This is a genomic window from Zestomonas carbonaria, from assembly GCF_904061905.1.
Taxonomy (GTDB): Bacteria; Pseudomonadota; Gammaproteobacteria; order Pseudomonadales; family Pseudomonadaceae; genus Aquipseudomonas; species Aquipseudomonas carbonaria.
In genome coordinates, this window is sequence record NZ_CAJFCI010000064.1 from 69,137 (window position 1) to 85,917 (window position 16,781).

A 16,781-nucleotide genomic window follows, 5' to 3' on the forward strand; every position below is an offset into this window, starting at 1 on the left:
GCTCAACGTCTGCTGCGCGTCGGCCCTGCTGCGTTAAAAACAGGCTCGGAATGCTCATTTACAGCGCGTAAACTCCGCCTCCTCGCCTGTTTTTGCCTTGCATGGCTCTAGCTCGCGAGACGTTGAACAGGTTCTTACCAGAGGGCCAGGGTGTAGCCGAGGATCAGGCGGTTCTCGTCGAGGTCGGTGGTCAGCCCGTTGCCGGAACGGAAGGTGACGTTGCGCCAGCGCAGGTTCACGCCCTTGAGCGGGCCGCTCTGCACCACGTAGGCGATGTCGGTGTCGCGTTCCCATTCCTCGCCGTGGTCGCCGGTCGCGGTCCTGGCGTTGCGGCCGTCGACGTAGCGGGTCATGAGGGTCAGGCCGGGAATGCCGAGGGCGGCGAAGTCGTAGTCGTAGCGCAGTTGCCAAGCGTCTTCCTCGGCGCGGGTGAAGGTGTTGAAGGTCACCAGGTTCACCGAGTAGGGATCGCCGCCATTGAGGAAGGGGAAGGCGCTGTCGCCGGACATGCGCTGCCAGGCCGCGCTGACCCGGTGGCCGCCGTGGCTGAGGCTGAGCATGCCGTTGAAGTTGCGGTTGTCGATTTCCCCCGCGCGCTCCTGGCCGTCCTCGCGGCTGTCGAAGTAGCGCAGGTCGCTGCGCAGGTTGAAGCCACCGCCCAGCGGCTGGGTGTGCACCAGGCCGACGAAGTGCTGCCGGTAGATGTCTTCCAGCTTGCCGTAGTAGTAGCTGACGGCAAGTTGTGGGCCGATCGCGTAGCTGCCGCCGGCGAAGTCGAAGGCATCGCTGCTGGCGGCGCCGTAGCCGATGTCGTCGCGGCCGGAGGAATCGCGCAGGTTGGCGCGGGTCAGGCGGCCGCCGTTGAGGGTCAGGCCGTCGATCTCCTGGGAGGTCAGCATGCCGCCCTGGAAGGTGGCGGACAGCAGCCGGGTGTCGTTGTAGATGACCACCGGCAGCACGGGCTGCAAGGTGCCCAGGCGCAGCACGCTTTTCGAGGCGCGCAGCTTGGCGGCCAGGCCAAGTTCGCTGAACTCGTCCAGCGGTTCGCCGCTGGCCGGGCCGAAGGGCAGCAGGCCGGTGCCACGGCGGTCACGGCTGGAGTCCAGCTTGATGCCCAGTTCGCCGATGGCGTCCAGGCCGACGCCGATATCGCCTTCGGTGAAGCCCGACTCGAAGCGCGCGGTGAAGCCCTGGGCCCATTCCTCGGCCTTGGCCTGCGGCGCGCCGCTCTGGCGGAAGTCGCGGTTGAGGTAGTGGTTGCGTAGCTCCAGGCTGGCCTTGCTGTCTTCGACGAAGCCGGCCATGGCGGGCGAGGCCATGCCGAGGCCAAGCGCCGCCAGCAGCGGCGCGGGTATGCGGGTCCGATTCATTGTTCTTGTAATTCCTTCGGGTCAGTGGCGGCTGGCGGCGGAGGCGCCGATGCCGGTCATGGAGCGGATGAACTGGGCCAGGTAGCGGCCGCGCTCGGTTTCCGCGCGGGCCGAGCGGTCGGTCACCGAGAACGCCCAGGCGCCGAGGAAGGCCAGGGTCATGGAGAACAGCGCCGGGTTGGAGTAGGGGAACAGCGCGCTGTCGTAGCCCAGCAGGCTGACCCAGACCACCGGGCTCAGCACCAGCAGGATCACCGCCGAGAGCAGGCCGATGGAGCTGCCGGCCACCGCGCCACGGGTGGTCAAGCCCTTCCAGAACATGGAAAGGAACAGCACCGGGAAGTTGACCGAGGCGGCGATGGCCAGCACTAGGCCGGACAGGAAGGCGATGTTCTGCGACTCGAACAGCAGGCCGAGGATCACCGCCAGCACGCCGATCACCAGGGTGGCAAGGCGCGACATGCGCATTTCCTCGCGCTCGCTGGCCTGGCCCTTGCGGATCACGCAGGCGTACAGGTCGTGGGCCACCGCCGAGGCGCCGGACAGCGCCAGGCCGGCGACCACGGCGAGAATGGTGGCGAAGGCCACCGCCGAGATGAAGCCGAGGAACAGGCTGCCGCCCACCGCCTGGGCCAGGTGCACCGCGACCATGTTGCCGCCGCCGATGATGGCGCCGCTGGCGTCGCGGAAGTCGGCGTTGGTGCCGACGATGACGATGGCGCCGAAGCCCACCGCGATCAGCAGCAGGTAGAAGTAGCCGATGAAGCCACTGGCGTAGAGCACGCTCTTGCGCGCTTCCCTGGCGTCCTTGACGGTGAAGAAGCGCATCAGGATGTGCGGCAGGCCGGCGGTGCCGAACATCATGCCGACCGCCAGGGAGATGGCGTCGATGGGGTTGGCCAGCAGCCCGCCCGGGGCCATGATCGCCACGCCCTTGGCATGCACGGCGGCGGCGCCGGCGAACATCGCCTCGGTGCTGAAATCGAAGTGCTTGAGCACCATGAAGGCCATGAAGGTGGTGCCGGAAAGCAGCAGCACCGCCTTGATGATCTGCACCCAGGTGGTGGCCAGCATGCCGCCGAAGGTGACGTAGCAGATCATCAGCACGCCCACCAGCAGCACCGCCTGCAGGTAGCTGATGCCGAACAGCAGCTCGATCAGCTTGCCGGCGCCGACCATCTGCGCCATCAGGTACATCAGCGCCACGATCAGGGTGCCGAAGGCCGCGGTGATGCGGATCGGCGTCTGCTCCAGGCGGTAGGAGACCACGTCGGCGAAGGTGTACTTGCCGAGGTTGCGCAGGCGCTCGGCGATCAGGAACAGGATGATCGGCCAGGCCGCGACCACGCCCAAGGAGTAGAGCAGGCCGTCGTAGCCGGCCATGAAGATCATCGCCGAGATGCCGAGGAAGGACGCCGCGCTGATCATGTCGCCGGCGATCGCCAGACCGTTCTGCAAGCCGCTGATGCCGCCGCCGGCGGTATAGAAGTCACTGGCCGAGCGGGTACGCAGGGCGGCCCAGCGGGTGATGCCGAGGGTGAACATGACGAACACCAGGAACATGCCGATGGCGTGCCAGTTCAGCGGTCGCGCGCCGGCCTCGGCGGCCAGGGCGGACTCGGCCAGCAGCAGGCCGCCGGACAGCAACAGGAGATGAGGCGCCTTCATTGGATGCACTCCTGTTGCAGTTTCTCGGCGAGCGGGTCGAGCACCTGGTTGGTCTGCCGCACGTAGAAGGCGGTGAGGACGAAGGACAGCAGGATCACGCCCATGGCCACCGGGATGCCGACGCTGGTGGCGCCGCCGTTGAGGGGCTGGCCGAGCACGCCGGGGGCGAAGGCCATCACCAGCACGAAGCCGTAGTAGATCGCCAGCATGGCCAGGGTCAGCGACCAGGTCAGGCGCTGCTTGCGGCTGACCAACTGGATGAAGTCCGGGTGTTGCCGGATACGGTCGAGGTCTTGCGGGGTCATGGTTTGCACGCTCTCTTTTTGTGATTGTCGAGACGGTGTTTTCAGGGGTACGGCAGGGCCGGGGTGTTGCACTGGCTCCTACAGGGGGTGTGGGTGCGTCAGAGCTGGTCGAAGTCGAGCACCACCTTGTCGCTGATCGGGAAGGTCTGGCAGGACAGCACGTAGCCGGCGGCGACTTCGTAGTCCTCCAGGGCGAAGTTGCTGTCCATTTCCACTTCGCCCTCGACCACCTTGCACTTGCAGGTCGAGCACACGCCGGCCTTGCACGAGTAGGGCAGCTCGGCGCCCTGGGCGTTGCCGGCGTCGAGGACGCTGACGCTGTTGCGCGCAAGCGGAAAGGACAGCTCGCGGCCGTCGCTGATCACGGTGATCTGGCTCACCGAGCTGTCCTGCGCGGCGGCGGCTTCGCGAGCCTCGCGCTTCTGGGCGCTGCCGGCGGCGGCGAACAGTTCGAAGTGGATGCGCTCGGCCGGCATGCCGTTGGCCTTGAGCTGGTCGCGCACCGTCTCGGTCATCGCCTGCGGGCCGCAGACGAAGGCGGCGTCGAGGGCCTTCACCTCGATCCAGCGGCTGAACAACCGGGCGCATTTGTCGGCGTCGATGCGGCCGTTGTAGAGGTCCACGTCCTGCTGCTCGCGGCTGAACACGAAGATCAGGTTGAGGCGTTGCAGGTAGCGGTTCTTCAAGTCTTCGAGCTGCTCGCGGAACAGCGCCGAGGCGCTGGAGCGGTTGCCGTAGATCAGGGTGAAGACGCTGTGCGGCTCGGCCTCCAGGGTGGTCTTGATGATCGACAGGATCGGCGTGATGCCGCTGCCGGCGGCGACCGCCAGGTAGCGGCCGTGGCGCGACGGGTCGAGCTCGACGAAGAAATGCCCGGACGGCGGCATCACTTCCAGGCTCTGGCCGGCCTTGAGGCTCTCGTTGGCGTAGGCGGAGAAGCGCCCGCCGGGCACCCGCTTGATCGCCACGCGCAACTCGCCGTCGTTGACGCCGGTGCAGATGGAGTAGGAGCGGCGCACTTCCTCGCCGTCCAGTTGGGTGCGCATCACCAGGTGCTGGCCCTGGGTGAAGCGGAAGCTGTCCCGCAGGTCTTGGGGGATGTCGAAGGCGATGGACACGGCGTCGCGGGTTTCCGGGCGCACTTCGCGGATCGTCAGGCTGTGGAATTTGCTCATTGTTCTTCTCCGGCGGCTTTGCCGCGCGGAGGGCGAATGCAAACGTAGCGAGCGAAGGTCAGGCTAGGCGGAAGGGGCCGAGGAAGCGCAGTTTACGAGTGGTAAATGAGCATTCCGCGGCCGCTTCCAACGACGCATGGCCGAGCGCGGTAGTTTGTCTTCGTCCTCCTAGATGCACTTGAAATAGTCGAAAGGCTCGCGGCACTCGATGCAGCGATACAGCGCCTTGCAGGCCGTGGAGCCGAACTCGCTGAGGCGTTCGGTGCGCGCGCTGCCGCATTGCGGACAACACACCTCGTCACGTTCGCCGAGCAGGCTGCGCTTGCTGGTGCTGCCGGCCGGCGGGGCGATGCCGTAGGCGCGCAGGCGCTGGCGGCCGGCCTCGCTGATCCAGTCGGTGGTCCAGGCTGGGCTCAGGCGGCGCTCCAGTTGCGGCGCGGCGAAGCCGGCGCCTGCCAGGGCAACCTCGATGTCGTGCTCGATCACCTCGGTGGCCGGGCAGCCGGAGTAGGTCGGGGTGACCACCACGCGCAGGTGGCCATCTTCCCAGTCGAGGCCGCGGACGATGCCGAGGTCGACCACGCTGACCACCGGCACTTCCGGGTCCATCACCTGCTCCAGCACCGCCCAGGCCTGGGCCAGGTCGTCCGGCCGGGCGGCACGCGCGCCACGGTCGCTGGCGATCAGCTCACCAGGTCGCATCGGGATAGGCCCGCTGGAGGAACTGCATCTCGGCCAGCAGCAGGCCGAGGTGCTCGGTGTGCAGGCCGCGCCTGCCGCTCAGGTAGAAATGGCTGGCCGGCTCGGGCAGCGGCAGGGTGGCGCGGGCGAACACGTCGGCGACCTTGGCCTGCCAGGCAACGGCGATCTCCGCCGGGTCCGGGGCGATGCCGGCGGCGTGCAGGCGCTGCTCCACTTCGTCGCCGCCCGCCAGTTCGACGGTGAAGCGCCAGACCTCGCGGATCGCCGCCAGCATGCGCTGGTGGCTTTCCTCGGTGCCGTCGCCCAGGCGCTCGACCCACTCGCCGGAGCGGCGCAGGTGATAGGTGACTTCCTTCAGCGCCTTGGCGGCGATACCGGCCACGCGCTCGTCGCCGGACGCGCTCAGGCCGTGCAGCACGTGGAAGTGCCAGGCGTCGTAGAGGAACTGCTTGGCCATGGTCACGGCGTAGTCGCCGTTCGGCTGCTCGACCAGCAGCAGGTTGCGGTAGGCGCGCTCGTCGCGGCGGAACGCCAGGTGGTCGGCGTCGCGGCCGTCGTCCAGCAGCTCGGCGGCGTAGTCCAGCCAGTTGCGGGCCTGGCCGACGAGGTCGAGGCCGACGTTCATCAGCGCCAGTTCTTCTTCCAGCGCCGGAGCGCCGCCGCACCATTCGCACAGGCGCTGGCCCTGGATCAGGGCGCTGTCGCCGAGGCGCAGCAGGTATTCGATCTTGTCGTTATGCGGGTTCATGCACGCGATCTCACATGTGGCCGACTTCGGGCGGCAGCTCGTAGAAGCTGGCGTGGCGGTAGACCTTGTCCTGCGCCGGGTCGAACAGCGGCTCCTTCTCGTCCGGAGAGGAGGCGGTGATCAGCTTTGATGGCACCACCCAGAGGCTCACGCCCTCGTTGCGGCGGGTGTACAACTCGCGGGCGTTGTCGATGGCCATGGCGGCGTCGGCGGCGTGCACGCTGCCGACATGCTTGTGATTGAGGCCGTGCTTGCTGCGCACGAAGACTTCGAAAAGGGTCCACTCGGACATGCTGGCTATCTCCTCGGGCGCGATCAGGCGGCGTCGCGTTTCTGTTGTTGTTTGCGGGCGTGGGCGACCGCGGCTTCGCGGACCCAGGCGCCGTCTTCGATGGCCTTGCGGCGCTGGGCGATGCGCTCGTGGTTGCACGGGCCGTTGCCCTTGAGCACTTCGTAGAACTCGCTCCAGTCGATTGCACCGAAGTCGTAGTGGCCGCGCTCCTCGTTCCACTTCAGCTCCGGGTCCGGGGCGGTACAGCCGAGCAGTTCCAGTTGCGGCACGGTCTGGTCGACGAAGCGCTGGCGCAGCTCGTCGTTGCTCTGCCGCTTGATCTTCCAGGCCATGGACTGGGCGCTGTTCGGCGAATCGGCGTCGCTCGGGCCGAACATCATCAGCGCCGGCCACCAGAGGCGGTCGATGGCGTCCTGGACCATGTCCTTCTGGGCCTGGGTGCCGTGGCGCATCATGGTCAGGAGGATTTCGTAGCCCTGGCGCTGGTGGAAGCTCTCTTCCTTGCAGATGCGGATCATCGCGCGCGAGTAGGGGCCGTAGGAGGTGCGCTGCAGCACCACCTGGTTGACGATGGCGGCGCCATCCACCAGCCAGCCCACCGCGCCCATGTCGGCCCAGTTCAGGGTCGGGTAGTTGAAGATGCTCGAATACTTGGCGCGGCCGCTGTGCAGCTTGGCGATCTCTTCGTCGCGGTCGGCGCCCAGGGTTTCCATGGCGCTGTACAGGTACAGGCCGTGGCCGGCCTCGTCCTGGATCTTCGCCATCAGTTGCAGCTTGCGCTTGAGGGTCGGCGCACGGGTCACCCAGTTGCCTTCCGGCAGCATGCCGACGATTTCCGAGTGGGCGTGCTGGGAGATCTGCCGGATCAGGGTCTGCCGGTAGGCGTCCGGCATCCAGTTCTTCGCCTCGATCTTGATCTCCGCGTCGATCTTCTCCTGGAAGGCGCGCTCATCGAAGGACATCTCCTCCAGCGACTTCACGCGCTTGACGCCGGTCTCAACCAGTTGTGCGTACATGCCGTTCTCCAGCTTTTGCATTGTTCGATGACGGGCTCTGCGGCCCATGGCGCTATTTTTAAGCGATACAAAAACAAATATCAAACAATAAATAGTGTGTCATTTATGATTTTTGTATCGCTTTGCGGGGGAGGGACCTGCGAGATGGGTATTGAAGGGTGGGAAGTGGCGTGGTTTGAGGGTTGTGAGGCTTGGTGAAGTGATGGTGAGCCTGCTGGTGGGGTATGGCGAAGGGGGTGGAGGTCTCGGCGAATGCGCCGGGCGGCGGAGCGGGATTCGTCCAGGGATTGGTTCTAAAGTGATACTAAAAATCTGATTTGTATTTTTATTGGTGTTCCTGGTTTGTTGGGTGGAGGTTGGGCGCTGTGCAGGCCGGACCGTCCGGCCCTCTCCCTAGCCCTCTCCCATGAATGGGAGAGGGGGGCGCCCGTGCATGCCTGTAGCTCGTAGCCCGGATGCAATCCGGGAAACCGAACCTCCAGCACCTCCAAGCGTCATCCGAACCACATCCCCACCAGCCCGTACTGACAGCTCCCTCTCCCATGAATGGGAGAGGGGGGCGCCCGTGCATGCCTGTAGCTCGTGGCCCGGATGCAATCCGGGAAACCGAACCTCCAGCACCTCCAAGCGTCATCAGAACCACATCCCCACCAGCCCGCACTGATAGCCCCCTCTCCCCTCGGGAGAGGGCTGGGGTGAGGGGCGGAGTCAGGTGCGAGTGGAGAGGTTTGTGTTGGTAAGGAAGAGACGACTCCCCCAGATTGCGCCCGGGCCACGACATAGGTGGAAAACGCTTCGCGGTTTTCCACCCTGCAGGCGATCAGTGGCTGTCCACAGACGGAAAAAAGCCCCGCCGAGGCGGGGCTGGAGGGGAGTGGGCGTCAGCCCTTGTTGCGATTGTCGAACACGTGGCAGGCCTTGCCTTCCGAGCGCTTGAGGCTGTGGCAGGGCTGGATCAGCACCCGCGCGCTGATGCCGATGTGGGTCTTGATCTGCTTGCCCAGTTCGTTGCCGATCAGCTTCTGCTGTTCGGCGTCGAGCCCTTGCTGGTCGTGTTTCAGCTCCACGTGCACGTCGATGCTGTCGAGGTTGCCGTTGCGGTACAGGTGGAGCTCGTAGTTTTCCGAGAGCTGCCGGATCTTCAGCACCTGCTCCTCGATCTGCGTGGGGAACACGTTGACCCCGCGGATGATCAGCATGTCGTCGCTGCGCCCGGTGATCTTGTCGATGCGCCGCATCGGCCGCGCGGTGCCCGGCAGCAGGCGGGTCAGGTCGCGGGTGCGGTAGCGGATCATCGGCAGCGCTTCCTTGGACAGCGAGGTGAACACCAGCTCGCCGTATTCGCCGTCAGGCAGCACCTTGCCGGTCGCCGGGTCGATGATCTCGGGGTAGAAGTGGTCTTCCCAGACGGTCGGGCCGTCCTTGGTCTCGGCGCATTCCATGGCCACGCCGGGGCCCATGATTTCCGACAGGCCGTAGATGTCCAGGGCGGTGATCCCCATGCGTTCCTCGATGGCGCGGCGCAGTTCGGCGGTCCACGGTTCGGCGCCGAAGATGCCCAGGCGCAGCACCAGCTTGTGCGGGTCGAGGCCCTGGCGTTCGATCTCGTCGGCCAGGTTGAGCATGTAGGAGGGGGTGACCATGATGATGTCCGGCTGGAAGTCGCGGATCAGTTGCACCTGCTTCTCGGTCTGTCCGCCGGACATGGGGATCACCGTGCAGCCCAGGCGCTCGGCGCCGTAGTGCGCGCCGAGGCCGCCGGTGAACAGGCCGTAGCCGTAGGACACGTGCACCTTGTCGCCCTTGCGACCGCCGGCGGCGCGGATCGAGCGGGCCACCACGTTGGCCCAGGTGTCGATGTCGTTCTGGGTGTAGCCGACCACCGTCGGCTTGCCGGTGGTGCCGCTGGAGGCGTGCAGGCGGACGACCTCGCTCTGCGGCACGGCGAACATGCCGTAGGGGTAGTTGTCGCGCAGGTCGTTCTTGCCGGTGAAGGGGAACTTCGCCAGGTCGTCCAGGGCGTTCACGTCGTCGGGGTGCACGCCGGCTTCGTCGAAGCGCTGGCGGTACAGCGGCACGTTGTCGTAGGCGTGCTTCAGGCTCCAGCGCAGGCGGTCGAGCTGGTGCTGGCGCAGTTCGTCGACGCTGGCGGTTTCCATGGGGTCAAGCAAGGCGGCGTTGGCAATCATGTTCATGGCTTCACTCGAATTATTCTTGTACAGCGGCCCGGGGGCCGTGAGTGCTTGGGTTCAGGATACGCCTGCGGCGCGCGGCGTTCCCGGTTGGTTCAGGTCCTTTCGATGATCAGGGCGATGCCCTGGCCGACGCCGATGCACATGGTGCACAGCGCGTAGCGGCCCTGGCGTTCCTCCAGTTCGTGCAGCGCGGTGGTGACCAGCCGCGCGCCGCTCATGCCCAGCGGATGGCCGAGGGCGATGGCGCCGCCGTTGGGGTTGACCCGCTCGTCGTCGTCCGCGAGGCCCAGTTCGCGCAGGACGGCCAGGCCCTGGGCGGCGAAGGCTTCGTTCAGCTCGATCACGTCCATGTCGTTCAGCGACAGGCCGGTCAGCTCCAGCACCTTGCGGGTCGCCGGCACCGGGCCGATGCCCATGATGCGCGGCTCGACCCCGGCGGTGGCCATGCCGACCACCCGCGCGCGGGCCTTCAGGCCGTGGCGCCGGGCGGCTTCGGAGCTGGCCAGCAGCAGCGCGCAGGCGCCGTCGTTGACTCCCGAGGCATTGCCGGCGGTGACGCTGCCGCCCTGGCGGAACGGCGTGCCGAGCTTGGCCAGTTGCTCCAGGGTGGTGTCGCCGCGCGGGTGTTCGTCGTGCTCGACGAGCTTCGCCGGGCCCTTGCGCTGGGCAATTTCCACCGGAACGATTTCCTTGGCCAGTCGACCATTGGCGATGGCGGCGGCGGCCTTGTGCTGGCTGCGCAGGGCGAAGGCGTCCTGGTCGGTGCGGGAGATGGCGAACTGCGCGGCGACGTTCTCGGCGGTCTCCGGCATGGAGTCGATGCCGAAGCGCTCCTGCATCAACGCATTGACGAAGCGCCAGCCGATGGTGGTGTCGAAGATTTCCGCGCTGCGGCCAAAGGCCTGCTCGGACTTGCCCATCACGAAGGGCGCGCGCGACATGGACTCCACGCCGCCGGCGATCATCAGCCCGGCCTCGCCGCAGCGCAGGGCGCGGGCGGCGCTGCCCACGGCGTCCAGGCCGGAGCCGCACAGGCGGTTGAGGGTGGTGCCGGGCACGCTGACCGGCAGGCCGGCGAGCAGCGCGGCCATGCGCGCGACGTTGCGGTTGTCCTCGCCGGCCTGGTTGGCGCAGCCGTAGATCACGTCGTCCACGGCGCTCCAGTCGAGTTGCGGGTGACGGGCGATCAGCGCCTTCAGCGGGATGGCGCCGAGGTCGTCGGCGCGCACGCTGGCCAGGGCGCCGGCGTAGCGGCCGATGGGCGTGCGCACGGCATCTATGATCAGGGCTTCATTCATCGGGGTTCTCCTGCGCGAGTACGGTGCCGCGCACCTTGTAGGACTTGCCGTGGAACAGGGCGATCAGTTGCCCGTGCTGGTTCTCGATGCGCACGTCGTAGTTGCCGGTGCGCCCGCTGCGGCTCTGCTCGATGGCCTGCGCGGTGAGGGTGTCGCCGAGGCGGGCCGGCGCCACGTAGTCGATGCTGCAGCCGATGGCCACGGTGGCCTCGTTGTAGCTGTTGCAGGCGAAGGCGAATGCCGAGTCGGCGAGGGCGAACAGGTAGCCGCCGTGGCAGGTGCCGTGGCCCTGGATCATGTCCTCGCGCACGCTCATGCCGACCTGCGCGCTGCCAGGGCCGGCCGCCAGCAGGCGCATGCCCATGCGGCGACTGGCCTGGTCGCGTTCGAACATCTCGCTGGCGCAGGCGGCGGCCAGCGAGCGGGCTTCAGTGTTGGTCATGGAAGTTCCTCCCTTCGGCGACCTGGCGGCGCAGCAGCAGCGACGGGCGATAACGTTCCTCGCCATAGCTCGCCTGCAGGTTCTCCAGCACCTTCAGCACCGCCGGCAGGCCGATGGCGTCGGCCCAGGCCAGCGGGCCCCGTGGGTAATTGACCCCGGCGCGCATGGCCAGGTCGATGTCGGCGGCCGAGCCCACGCCGTGCAGCACGGCGTCGGCGGCCTCGTTGGCGAGCATGGCCACGCTGCGCAACACTGGCAGGCCGGGCAGGTCGGCGAGCGGGCTGACCGCGAGCCCGGCGCGGCGGAGCAGGGCGACGGCCTGGTCGCGGGCCGCGTCCGTGGTGTCGCGGGAGCAGGCGATGCCGATGCGCGCGGTCTTGGCGTAGTCGAGGGCGAGGTCGATCAGCACCAGGTTGCGCAGGCCGTCTTCCCTGGCGCGCTGGCTGGCCAGGCGGCCGTCGGACAGCGCGAGCACCGCGTCGCCGACGCGCAGCAGGCCGGCGCCATCGCGTTCGGTAACGGCGATGCCGGCGTCCTTCAGGCGTTGCACCAGCGGGTGGGCGACACCGAGGTCGCCTTCCACCACGCAGCTCTCCACTGTCTCGTCGCTGGCCAGCTCGACCGGTTGTGGACGCTCGGCGCCTTCGGCGTAATCGTAGAAACCGTGGCCGGACTTGCGGCCGAGGCGGCCGGCGTCGACCAGTTCCTTCTGGATCAGCGAAGGCTGGAAGCGGAAGTCGCCGTAGTAGGCGTCGAACACCGAGCGGGTCACCGCGTAGTTCACGTCGTGGCCGATCAGGTCGGTGAGCTCGAAGGCGCCCATGCGGAAGCCACCGACATCGCGTAGCAGGGCGTCGAGGGTGGCGCAGTCGGCGGCGCCTTCCTGCCGCAGGCGCAGGCTTTCGGCGTAGAAGGGCCGGGCCACGCGATTGACGATGAAGCCCGGCGTGGACCTGGTGTGCACCGGCTGCTTGCCCCAGGCCTGCGCCGTGGCGTACAGGCGCTCGGCCAGCGCGCGCGGCGTGGCCAGGCCGGAGACGATCTCCACCAGCGCCATCAGCGGCGCCGGGTTGAAGAAGTGCATGCCGATCACCCGTTCGGGATGTCGCAGGCCGGCCGCGAGGCTGGTGATCGACAGCGACGAGGTGTTGCTGGCGAGGATGCAGTCGGCCGCGCAGCGCTCTTCCAGTTGGCGCAGCAGGCCGCGCTTGACCTCCAGGTTCTCGACGATGGCCTCGATCACCAGGGCGGCGTCGGCCAGCGCTTCGAGGCTGTCCGCCGGTTGCAGGCGGGCGACCGTATCGGCGCGGGCCTCGGCGCCCAGTTTGCCTTTTTCCACCAGCTTGCCGAGCTGGCGGTCGATGCCTTCGATGGTCTGGGCGGCGGCGCCCGGACGGTTGTCGTAGAGCCGGACCGGGTGGCCGGCCCGGGCGGCGACCTGGGCGATGCCGGCACCCATGGCGCCGGCGCCGATCACCGCGACGATGGCGTTGCTTGCGAGTGGGTGCATGTCAGCGCCCCTTGAACGACGGCGTGCGTTTTGCCATGAAGGCGGCGACGCCCTCGCGGTAATCCTCGCTGCGTCCGGCCAGGCGTTGCAGGTCGCGCTCGAGGTCGAGCTGCGTGTCGAAATCGTTGTTCAGGCTGGCGTTCAGGCTGCGCTTGATCAGCGCCAGGCCGTAGGTCGGCTGGGTGGCCAGGTGGCGGGCCAGCTTGAGGGCTTCGTCGCGCAGCTCGGCGTCGTCCACCACGCGGTAGATCAGCCCCCACTGTTCGGCCTGTTCCGCCGTCAGGCGCTCGCCGAGCAGGGCCAGGGCCTTGGCGCGGGCCAGGCCGACCAGGCGCGGCAGGCTCCAGGTACCGCCGGAGTCGGGGACCAGGCCGATCTTGCAGAACGCCTGGATGAAGCTTGCCGAGCGTGCGGCCAGCACCAGGTCGCAGGCCAGCGGGATGTTCGCCCCGGCGCCAGCGGCCACGCCATTGACCGCGCAGATCACCGGCAGCGGCAGGTCGCGCAGGGCGCGGATCAGCGGGTTGTAGAACTTCTCGATGGACTCGCCGAGATCCGGCGCCTCGGCGTCCGGCGCGACGTTGCGGTCGGCCAGGTCCTGGCCCGCGCAGAAGCCACGGCCTTCGCCGGTGAGCAGCAGGACGCGCACCTCGGGGTTCTGCCGTACCCGCTTGAGCGCCTCGCGCACTTCGCCGTGCATCGCGGCGTTGAAGCTGTTCAGTTGCTCGGGACGGTTGAGGCTGAGGGTGGCCACGCCAGCCTCGACGGAAAACAGGATGTGCTCGAAGGTCATGGGCTTTGCCGCTCTATCGGGTCGATGGGAACCAGGGCCGGTGTCTACCGGCCGGTGAATTCGGGGCGACGCTTTTCCTGGAAGGCGCGGATGCCTTCGGCGCGGTCGGCGGTGCCGGCCAGCACGGTGAAAGCGTGGCGCTCGAAACGCAGGCCGCTGGCCAGGTCGGTGTCCTGGGCCTTGAGCAGCGCTTCCTTGGCCAGGCGCACGGCCAGCGGCGCCTTCCCGGCGATGGCGCGGGCGATTTCCAGGGCGCGTTCGACGGTGAGTTCGGGCAGGGTCACTTCGCTGACCAGGCCGGCGCGCTGGGCATGGCGGGCGTCGATGGGCTGGCCGGTGAGCACCATCTGCATGGCCAGGCTCTTGCCCACCGCGCGCAGCAGGCGCTGGGTGCCGCCGGCGCCGGGCATGATGCCGAGGTTGATTTCCGGCTGGCCGAAACAGGCGTCCTCGTCGGCGACGAGGATGTCGGCGTGCATGGCCAGCTCGCAGCCGCCGCCGAGGCAGAAGCCGTTGACCGCGGCGATCAGCGGTTTGGGAAAGGAGGCGATGCGCTGCCAGTGGGCGACGCGCGGGTCTTCGAGGATGCCGACCAGATCGCGCTCGGCCATTTCCTTGATGTCTGCGCCGGCGGCGAAGGCCTTGCGGCTGCCGGTCAGCACCACGGCGCGGGTCTCGGCGTCCTGTTCGGCCAGGGCCAGTTCGGCGGCCAGCTCGCCGAGCAGTTCGGTGGTCAGCGCGTTCAGCGCTTCCGGGCGTTGCAGGGTGATCAGGCGCACGCCCGCTGCGGGGGCCTGGACGGCAAGGGTTCGAGGCATGTAGCTGTCCTCAGGCTGCACGCACGGCATCGTGGCCGGCTGTATTTATTGGAATCGTTCGGCGGCGCGCGACTAACGGGTCGAGCGTCGGGCCTGTCGCAGTATAAGGGTTAAATGATACATAAATACAATATTAAAAATGATATTTTGTGTCTTATAAGTGATGCGTCAAGGCGGGGCTGCCCTGGCCGAGGAAATGGCTATAAGCCGTATTTTCCTTGGGTTGTAGCGTGTTTCGTAGGGTTCTTGAGGTCCGCCAAGGTAGCTGTGGATGTGATACGGCGTTTCGAGCTTTATCCGATTATTTTGGTGTGATACAAGATTTTCGGTACAGCTCGTGATTGCGGGTTGCTTTGCTTCTGCCTGAGGAGAACCACCATGCCTGCCACCCGCCACGCCGTCTCGCCATCCCCGGGAGTCCGGCCATGACCTGCTACAGCTTCGCCGGCCTGACCCCCGTGGTGCATCCGAGCGCCTACGTGCATCCGAGCGCGGTGCTGATCGGCGACGTGATCATCGGCCCCGGCTGCTATGTCGGGCCGCTGGCCAGCCTGCGCGGCGACTTCGGGCGGATCGTCCTGGAGGAGGGCGCCAATATCCAGGACACCTGCGTGATGCACGGCTTCCCGGACAGCGACACGGTGATCGGCCGCAACGGCCATGTCGGCCACGGCGCGGTGCTGCATGGCTGCCGCATCGGCGAGGACGTGCTGGTGGGCATGAACGCGGTGGTGATGGACAACGCCGAGATCGGCGCGCGCTCCTTCGTCTCGGCGACCGCCTTCGTCAAGGCCGGCTTCAGTTGCCCGGAGCAGTCCCTGGTGATGGGCGCGCCGGCCAGCGTCAAGCGCCTGCTCAGCGACGAGGAAGTGGCCTGGAAGCAGGCCGGCACCCGCGAATACCAGTTGCTCGCCCAGCGCTGCCTGGAGCAGATGGCCGTCTGCGAGCCGCTGGCGGAAGTCGAGGCGGACCGCCCGCGCCTCGCCGACAGCGGTTTCCGGCCAAAAGGCGGGGGGCGATGAACAGGGTCGCGGTGGCGACTGCGCGGCGGGTATATTCGGCATCATTTCCGTTGCCCGGTTCACCCATGACGTCCCTCGCCCCGCTCAACCACCTGATCACCCGCTTCCAGGAACGCACGCCGATCCGCGCCAGCTCGCTGATCATCACCCTCTACGGCGACGCCATCGAACCCCACGGCGGCACCGTCTGGCTGGGTAGCCTGATCCAGTTGCTGGAGCCCATGGGCATCAACGAACGACTGATCCGCACCTCGATCTTCCGCCTCACCAAGGAAGGCTGGCTGAGCGCGGAAAAGGTCGGCCGGCGCAGCTACTACAGCCTCACCGGCGCCGGCCGGCGGCGTTTCGAGAAAGCCTTCAAGCGCGTGTACAGCTCCAGCCTGCCGGCCTGGGATGGCGCCTGGTGCCTGGTGATGCTCTCCCAACTGCCCCAGGACAAGCGCAAGGCGGTGCGCGAGGAACTGGAATGGCAGGGCTTCGGCGCCATCGCCCCGACCGTGCTGGCCAGCCCGCGCTGCGACAAGGCGGACGTATCCGCCACCCTGCAGGAACTGGACGCGCTGGAAGACAGCATCATCTTCGAGACCCGCGCCCAGGACGTGCTGGCCTCCAAGGCGCTGCGCCTGCAAGTGCGCGAGAGCTGGAACATCGACGAACTGGGGCGGCACTACAGCGAGTTCATCCAGTTGTTCCGCCCGCTCTGGCAGGCGCTGCGCGACCAGGACAACCTGCAACCGGCGGACTGCTTCCTGGCCCGCACCCTGCTGATCCACGAATACCGCCGGTTGCTGCTGCGCGACCCGCAATTGCCCGACGAACTGCTCCCTGGGGACTGGGAAGGCCGCGCGGCCCGCCAGTTGTGCCGCAACATCTACCGGTTGGTCTACGAAAAGGCCGAGGAATGGCTCAATGCCAACCTGGAAACCGCCGACGGTCCGCTGCCCGAGGTGGGGGAGAGTTTCTATCGGCGTTTTGGTGGGCTCAGGTAGCGGATCGCCGGCCTGGAGTAGGGGGGGCCATACCCGCATCCGCCTTGCCATATCCAGCGAACGCATAGCCAAAATGCCGATGGCGCCTGGCCACCTTTTCCGCACCGGGCCATTTTTGGCTCGGTCGGGCCAAAAATGGCCCGGTCGTTTCCCCTTATTAATCAGCGACTTACGAGCGACCAAGCCAAAAATGGCCCGCTCGACCCCGAAAAACCGGCCTTTTTCGCCTTTCGGACCGGCGAAGACGATGCGGTGATCTTATATAACTAATTGATTCAGATGGACTTTCACCCTGAAGAGTGGGACTTGGCACGCATCCTGCCTTGTCGCCGACGCCGCCCCGGAGCGGCTTTCCGGCCACGAATGACAAAGGAGATTGTCATGCCTACTCCCGCCTACATCAGCATCAACGGCAAGACCCAGGGCAACATCACCCAG

The 16,781-nt window shown here is 67.1% G+C and carries 16 protein-coding genes; 2 read left to right on the top strand and 14 right to left on the bottom strand.

The features are described 5' to 3' along the window. Positions 1-134: 134 nt before the first annotated feature. The 14 genes from PSEWESI4_RS16180 to paaF form a co-directional block, all read right to left on the bottom strand. The gene (locus PSEWESI4_RS16180) at positions 135-1,370 is read right to left on the bottom strand and encodes an OprD family porin (RefSeq protein WP_187672243.1); all 1,236 of its coding nucleotides are present in this window, start codon (positions 1,368-1,370) and stop codon (positions 135-137) included. A 21-nt stretch (positions 1,371-1,391) separates the two neighbouring features. After that, positions 1,392-3,038, bottom strand: a complete 1,647-nt coding sequence (locus tag PSEWESI4_RS16185; RefSeq protein WP_187672244.1) for a cation acetate symporter — start codon at positions 3,036-3,038, stop codon at positions 1,392-1,394. Next, complete coding sequence (locus PSEWESI4_RS16190; protein ID WP_187672245.1) at positions 3,035-3,343, bottom strand: DUF485 domain-containing protein; 309 nt, start codon at positions 3,341-3,343, stop codon at positions 3,035-3,037. Before PSEWESI4_RS16190 ends, PSEWESI4_RS16185 begins: the two co-directional genes overlap by 4 nt. A gap of 98 nt (positions 3,344-3,441) precedes the next feature. Beyond that, a complete protein-coding gene (gene paaE, locus PSEWESI4_RS16195; RefSeq protein ID WP_187672246.1) occupies positions 3,442-4,518 on the bottom strand; it encodes a 1,2-phenylacetyl-CoA epoxidase subunit PaaE in 1,077 nt (358 codons plus the stop codon). A 168-nt stretch (positions 4,519-4,686) separates the two neighbouring features. Next, positions 4,687-5,220 (bottom strand): 1,2-phenylacetyl-CoA epoxidase subunit PaaD, encoded by a 534-nt coding sequence (gene paaD / locus PSEWESI4_RS16200; RefSeq protein WP_187672247.1) that lies wholly within the window; start codon positions 5,218-5,220, stop codon positions 4,687-4,689. Then, positions 5,207-5,968 (bottom strand): 1,2-phenylacetyl-CoA epoxidase subunit PaaC, encoded by a 762-nt coding sequence (gene paaC, locus PSEWESI4_RS16205; RefSeq protein ID WP_187672248.1) that lies wholly within the window; start codon positions 5,966-5,968, stop codon positions 5,207-5,209. The genes paaD and paaC overlap by 14 nt, the downstream gene beginning before the upstream one ends. A 10-nt stretch (positions 5,969-5,978) precedes the next feature. Further along, positions 5,979-6,260, bottom strand: coding sequence for a 1,2-phenylacetyl-CoA epoxidase subunit PaaB (gene paaB, locus PSEWESI4_RS16210; RefSeq protein WP_187672249.1), 282 nt, complete (start codon positions 6,258-6,260; stop codon positions 5,979-5,981). Positions 6,261-6,283: 23 nt separating this feature from the next. Next, the gene (gene paaA, locus PSEWESI4_RS16215; protein WP_187672250.1) at positions 6,284-7,276 is read right to left on the bottom strand and encodes a 1,2-phenylacetyl-CoA epoxidase subunit PaaA; all 993 of its coding nucleotides are present in this window, start codon (positions 7,274-7,276) and stop codon (positions 6,284-6,286) included. Positions 7,277-8,157: 881 nt separating this feature from the next. Continuing rightward, positions 8,158-9,471 carry a phenylacetate--CoA ligase PaaK gene (gene paaK / locus PSEWESI4_RS16220; RefSeq protein ID WP_187672251.1) on the bottom strand — a complete coding sequence of 438 codons (1,314 nt, stop codon included), beginning with the start codon at positions 9,469-9,471 and terminating at the stop codon, positions 8,158-8,160. 92 nt (positions 9,472-9,563) lie between these two features. After that, positions 9,564-10,769 (bottom strand): 3-oxoadipyl-CoA thiolase, encoded by a 1,206-nt coding sequence (gene pcaF / locus PSEWESI4_RS16225; RefSeq protein WP_187672252.1) that lies wholly within the window; start codon positions 10,767-10,769, stop codon positions 9,564-9,566. Continuing rightward, positions 10,762-11,211 (bottom strand): hydroxyphenylacetyl-CoA thioesterase PaaI, encoded by a 450-nt coding sequence (paaI, locus tag PSEWESI4_RS16230; protein WP_187672253.1) that lies wholly within the window; start codon positions 11,209-11,211, stop codon positions 10,762-10,764. The genes pcaF and paaI overlap by 8 nt, the downstream gene beginning before the upstream one ends. Continuing rightward, on the bottom strand, positions 11,198-12,721 hold the full coding sequence (paaH, locus tag PSEWESI4_RS16235; RefSeq protein WP_187672254.1) for a 3-hydroxyacyl-CoA dehydrogenase PaaH: 1,524 nt from the start codon (positions 12,719-12,721) through the stop codon (positions 11,198-11,200). The genes paaI and paaH overlap by 14 nt, the downstream gene beginning before the upstream one ends. 1 nt (position 12,722) lies before the next feature. Continuing rightward, a complete protein-coding gene (paaG, locus tag PSEWESI4_RS16240; protein WP_187672255.1) occupies positions 12,723-13,514 on the bottom strand; it encodes a 2-(1,2-epoxy-1,2-dihydrophenyl)acetyl-CoA isomerase PaaG in 792 nt (263 codons plus the stop codon). Positions 13,515-13,558: 44 nt separating this feature from the next. Beyond that, positions 13,559-14,332, bottom strand: coding sequence for a 2,3-dehydroadipyl-CoA hydratase PaaF (gene paaF / locus PSEWESI4_RS16245; RefSeq protein ID WP_187672256.1), 774 nt, complete (start codon positions 14,330-14,332; stop codon positions 13,559-13,561). A gap of 425 nt (positions 14,333-14,757) precedes the next feature. Between paaF and paaY the strand changes: the two genes are divergently transcribed. Further along, positions 14,758-15,354 (top strand): phenylacetic acid degradation protein PaaY, encoded by a 597-nt coding sequence (gene paaY, locus PSEWESI4_RS16250; protein ID WP_187672257.1) that lies wholly within the window; start codon positions 14,758-14,760, stop codon positions 15,352-15,354. A gap of 65 nt (positions 15,355-15,419) precedes the next feature. Then, a complete protein-coding gene (gene paaX / locus PSEWESI4_RS16255) occupies positions 15,420-16,343 on the top strand; it encodes a phenylacetic acid degradation operon negative regulatory protein PaaX (protein WP_187672258.1) in 924 nt (307 codons plus the stop codon). Positions 16,344-16,781: the final 438 nt, after the last annotated feature.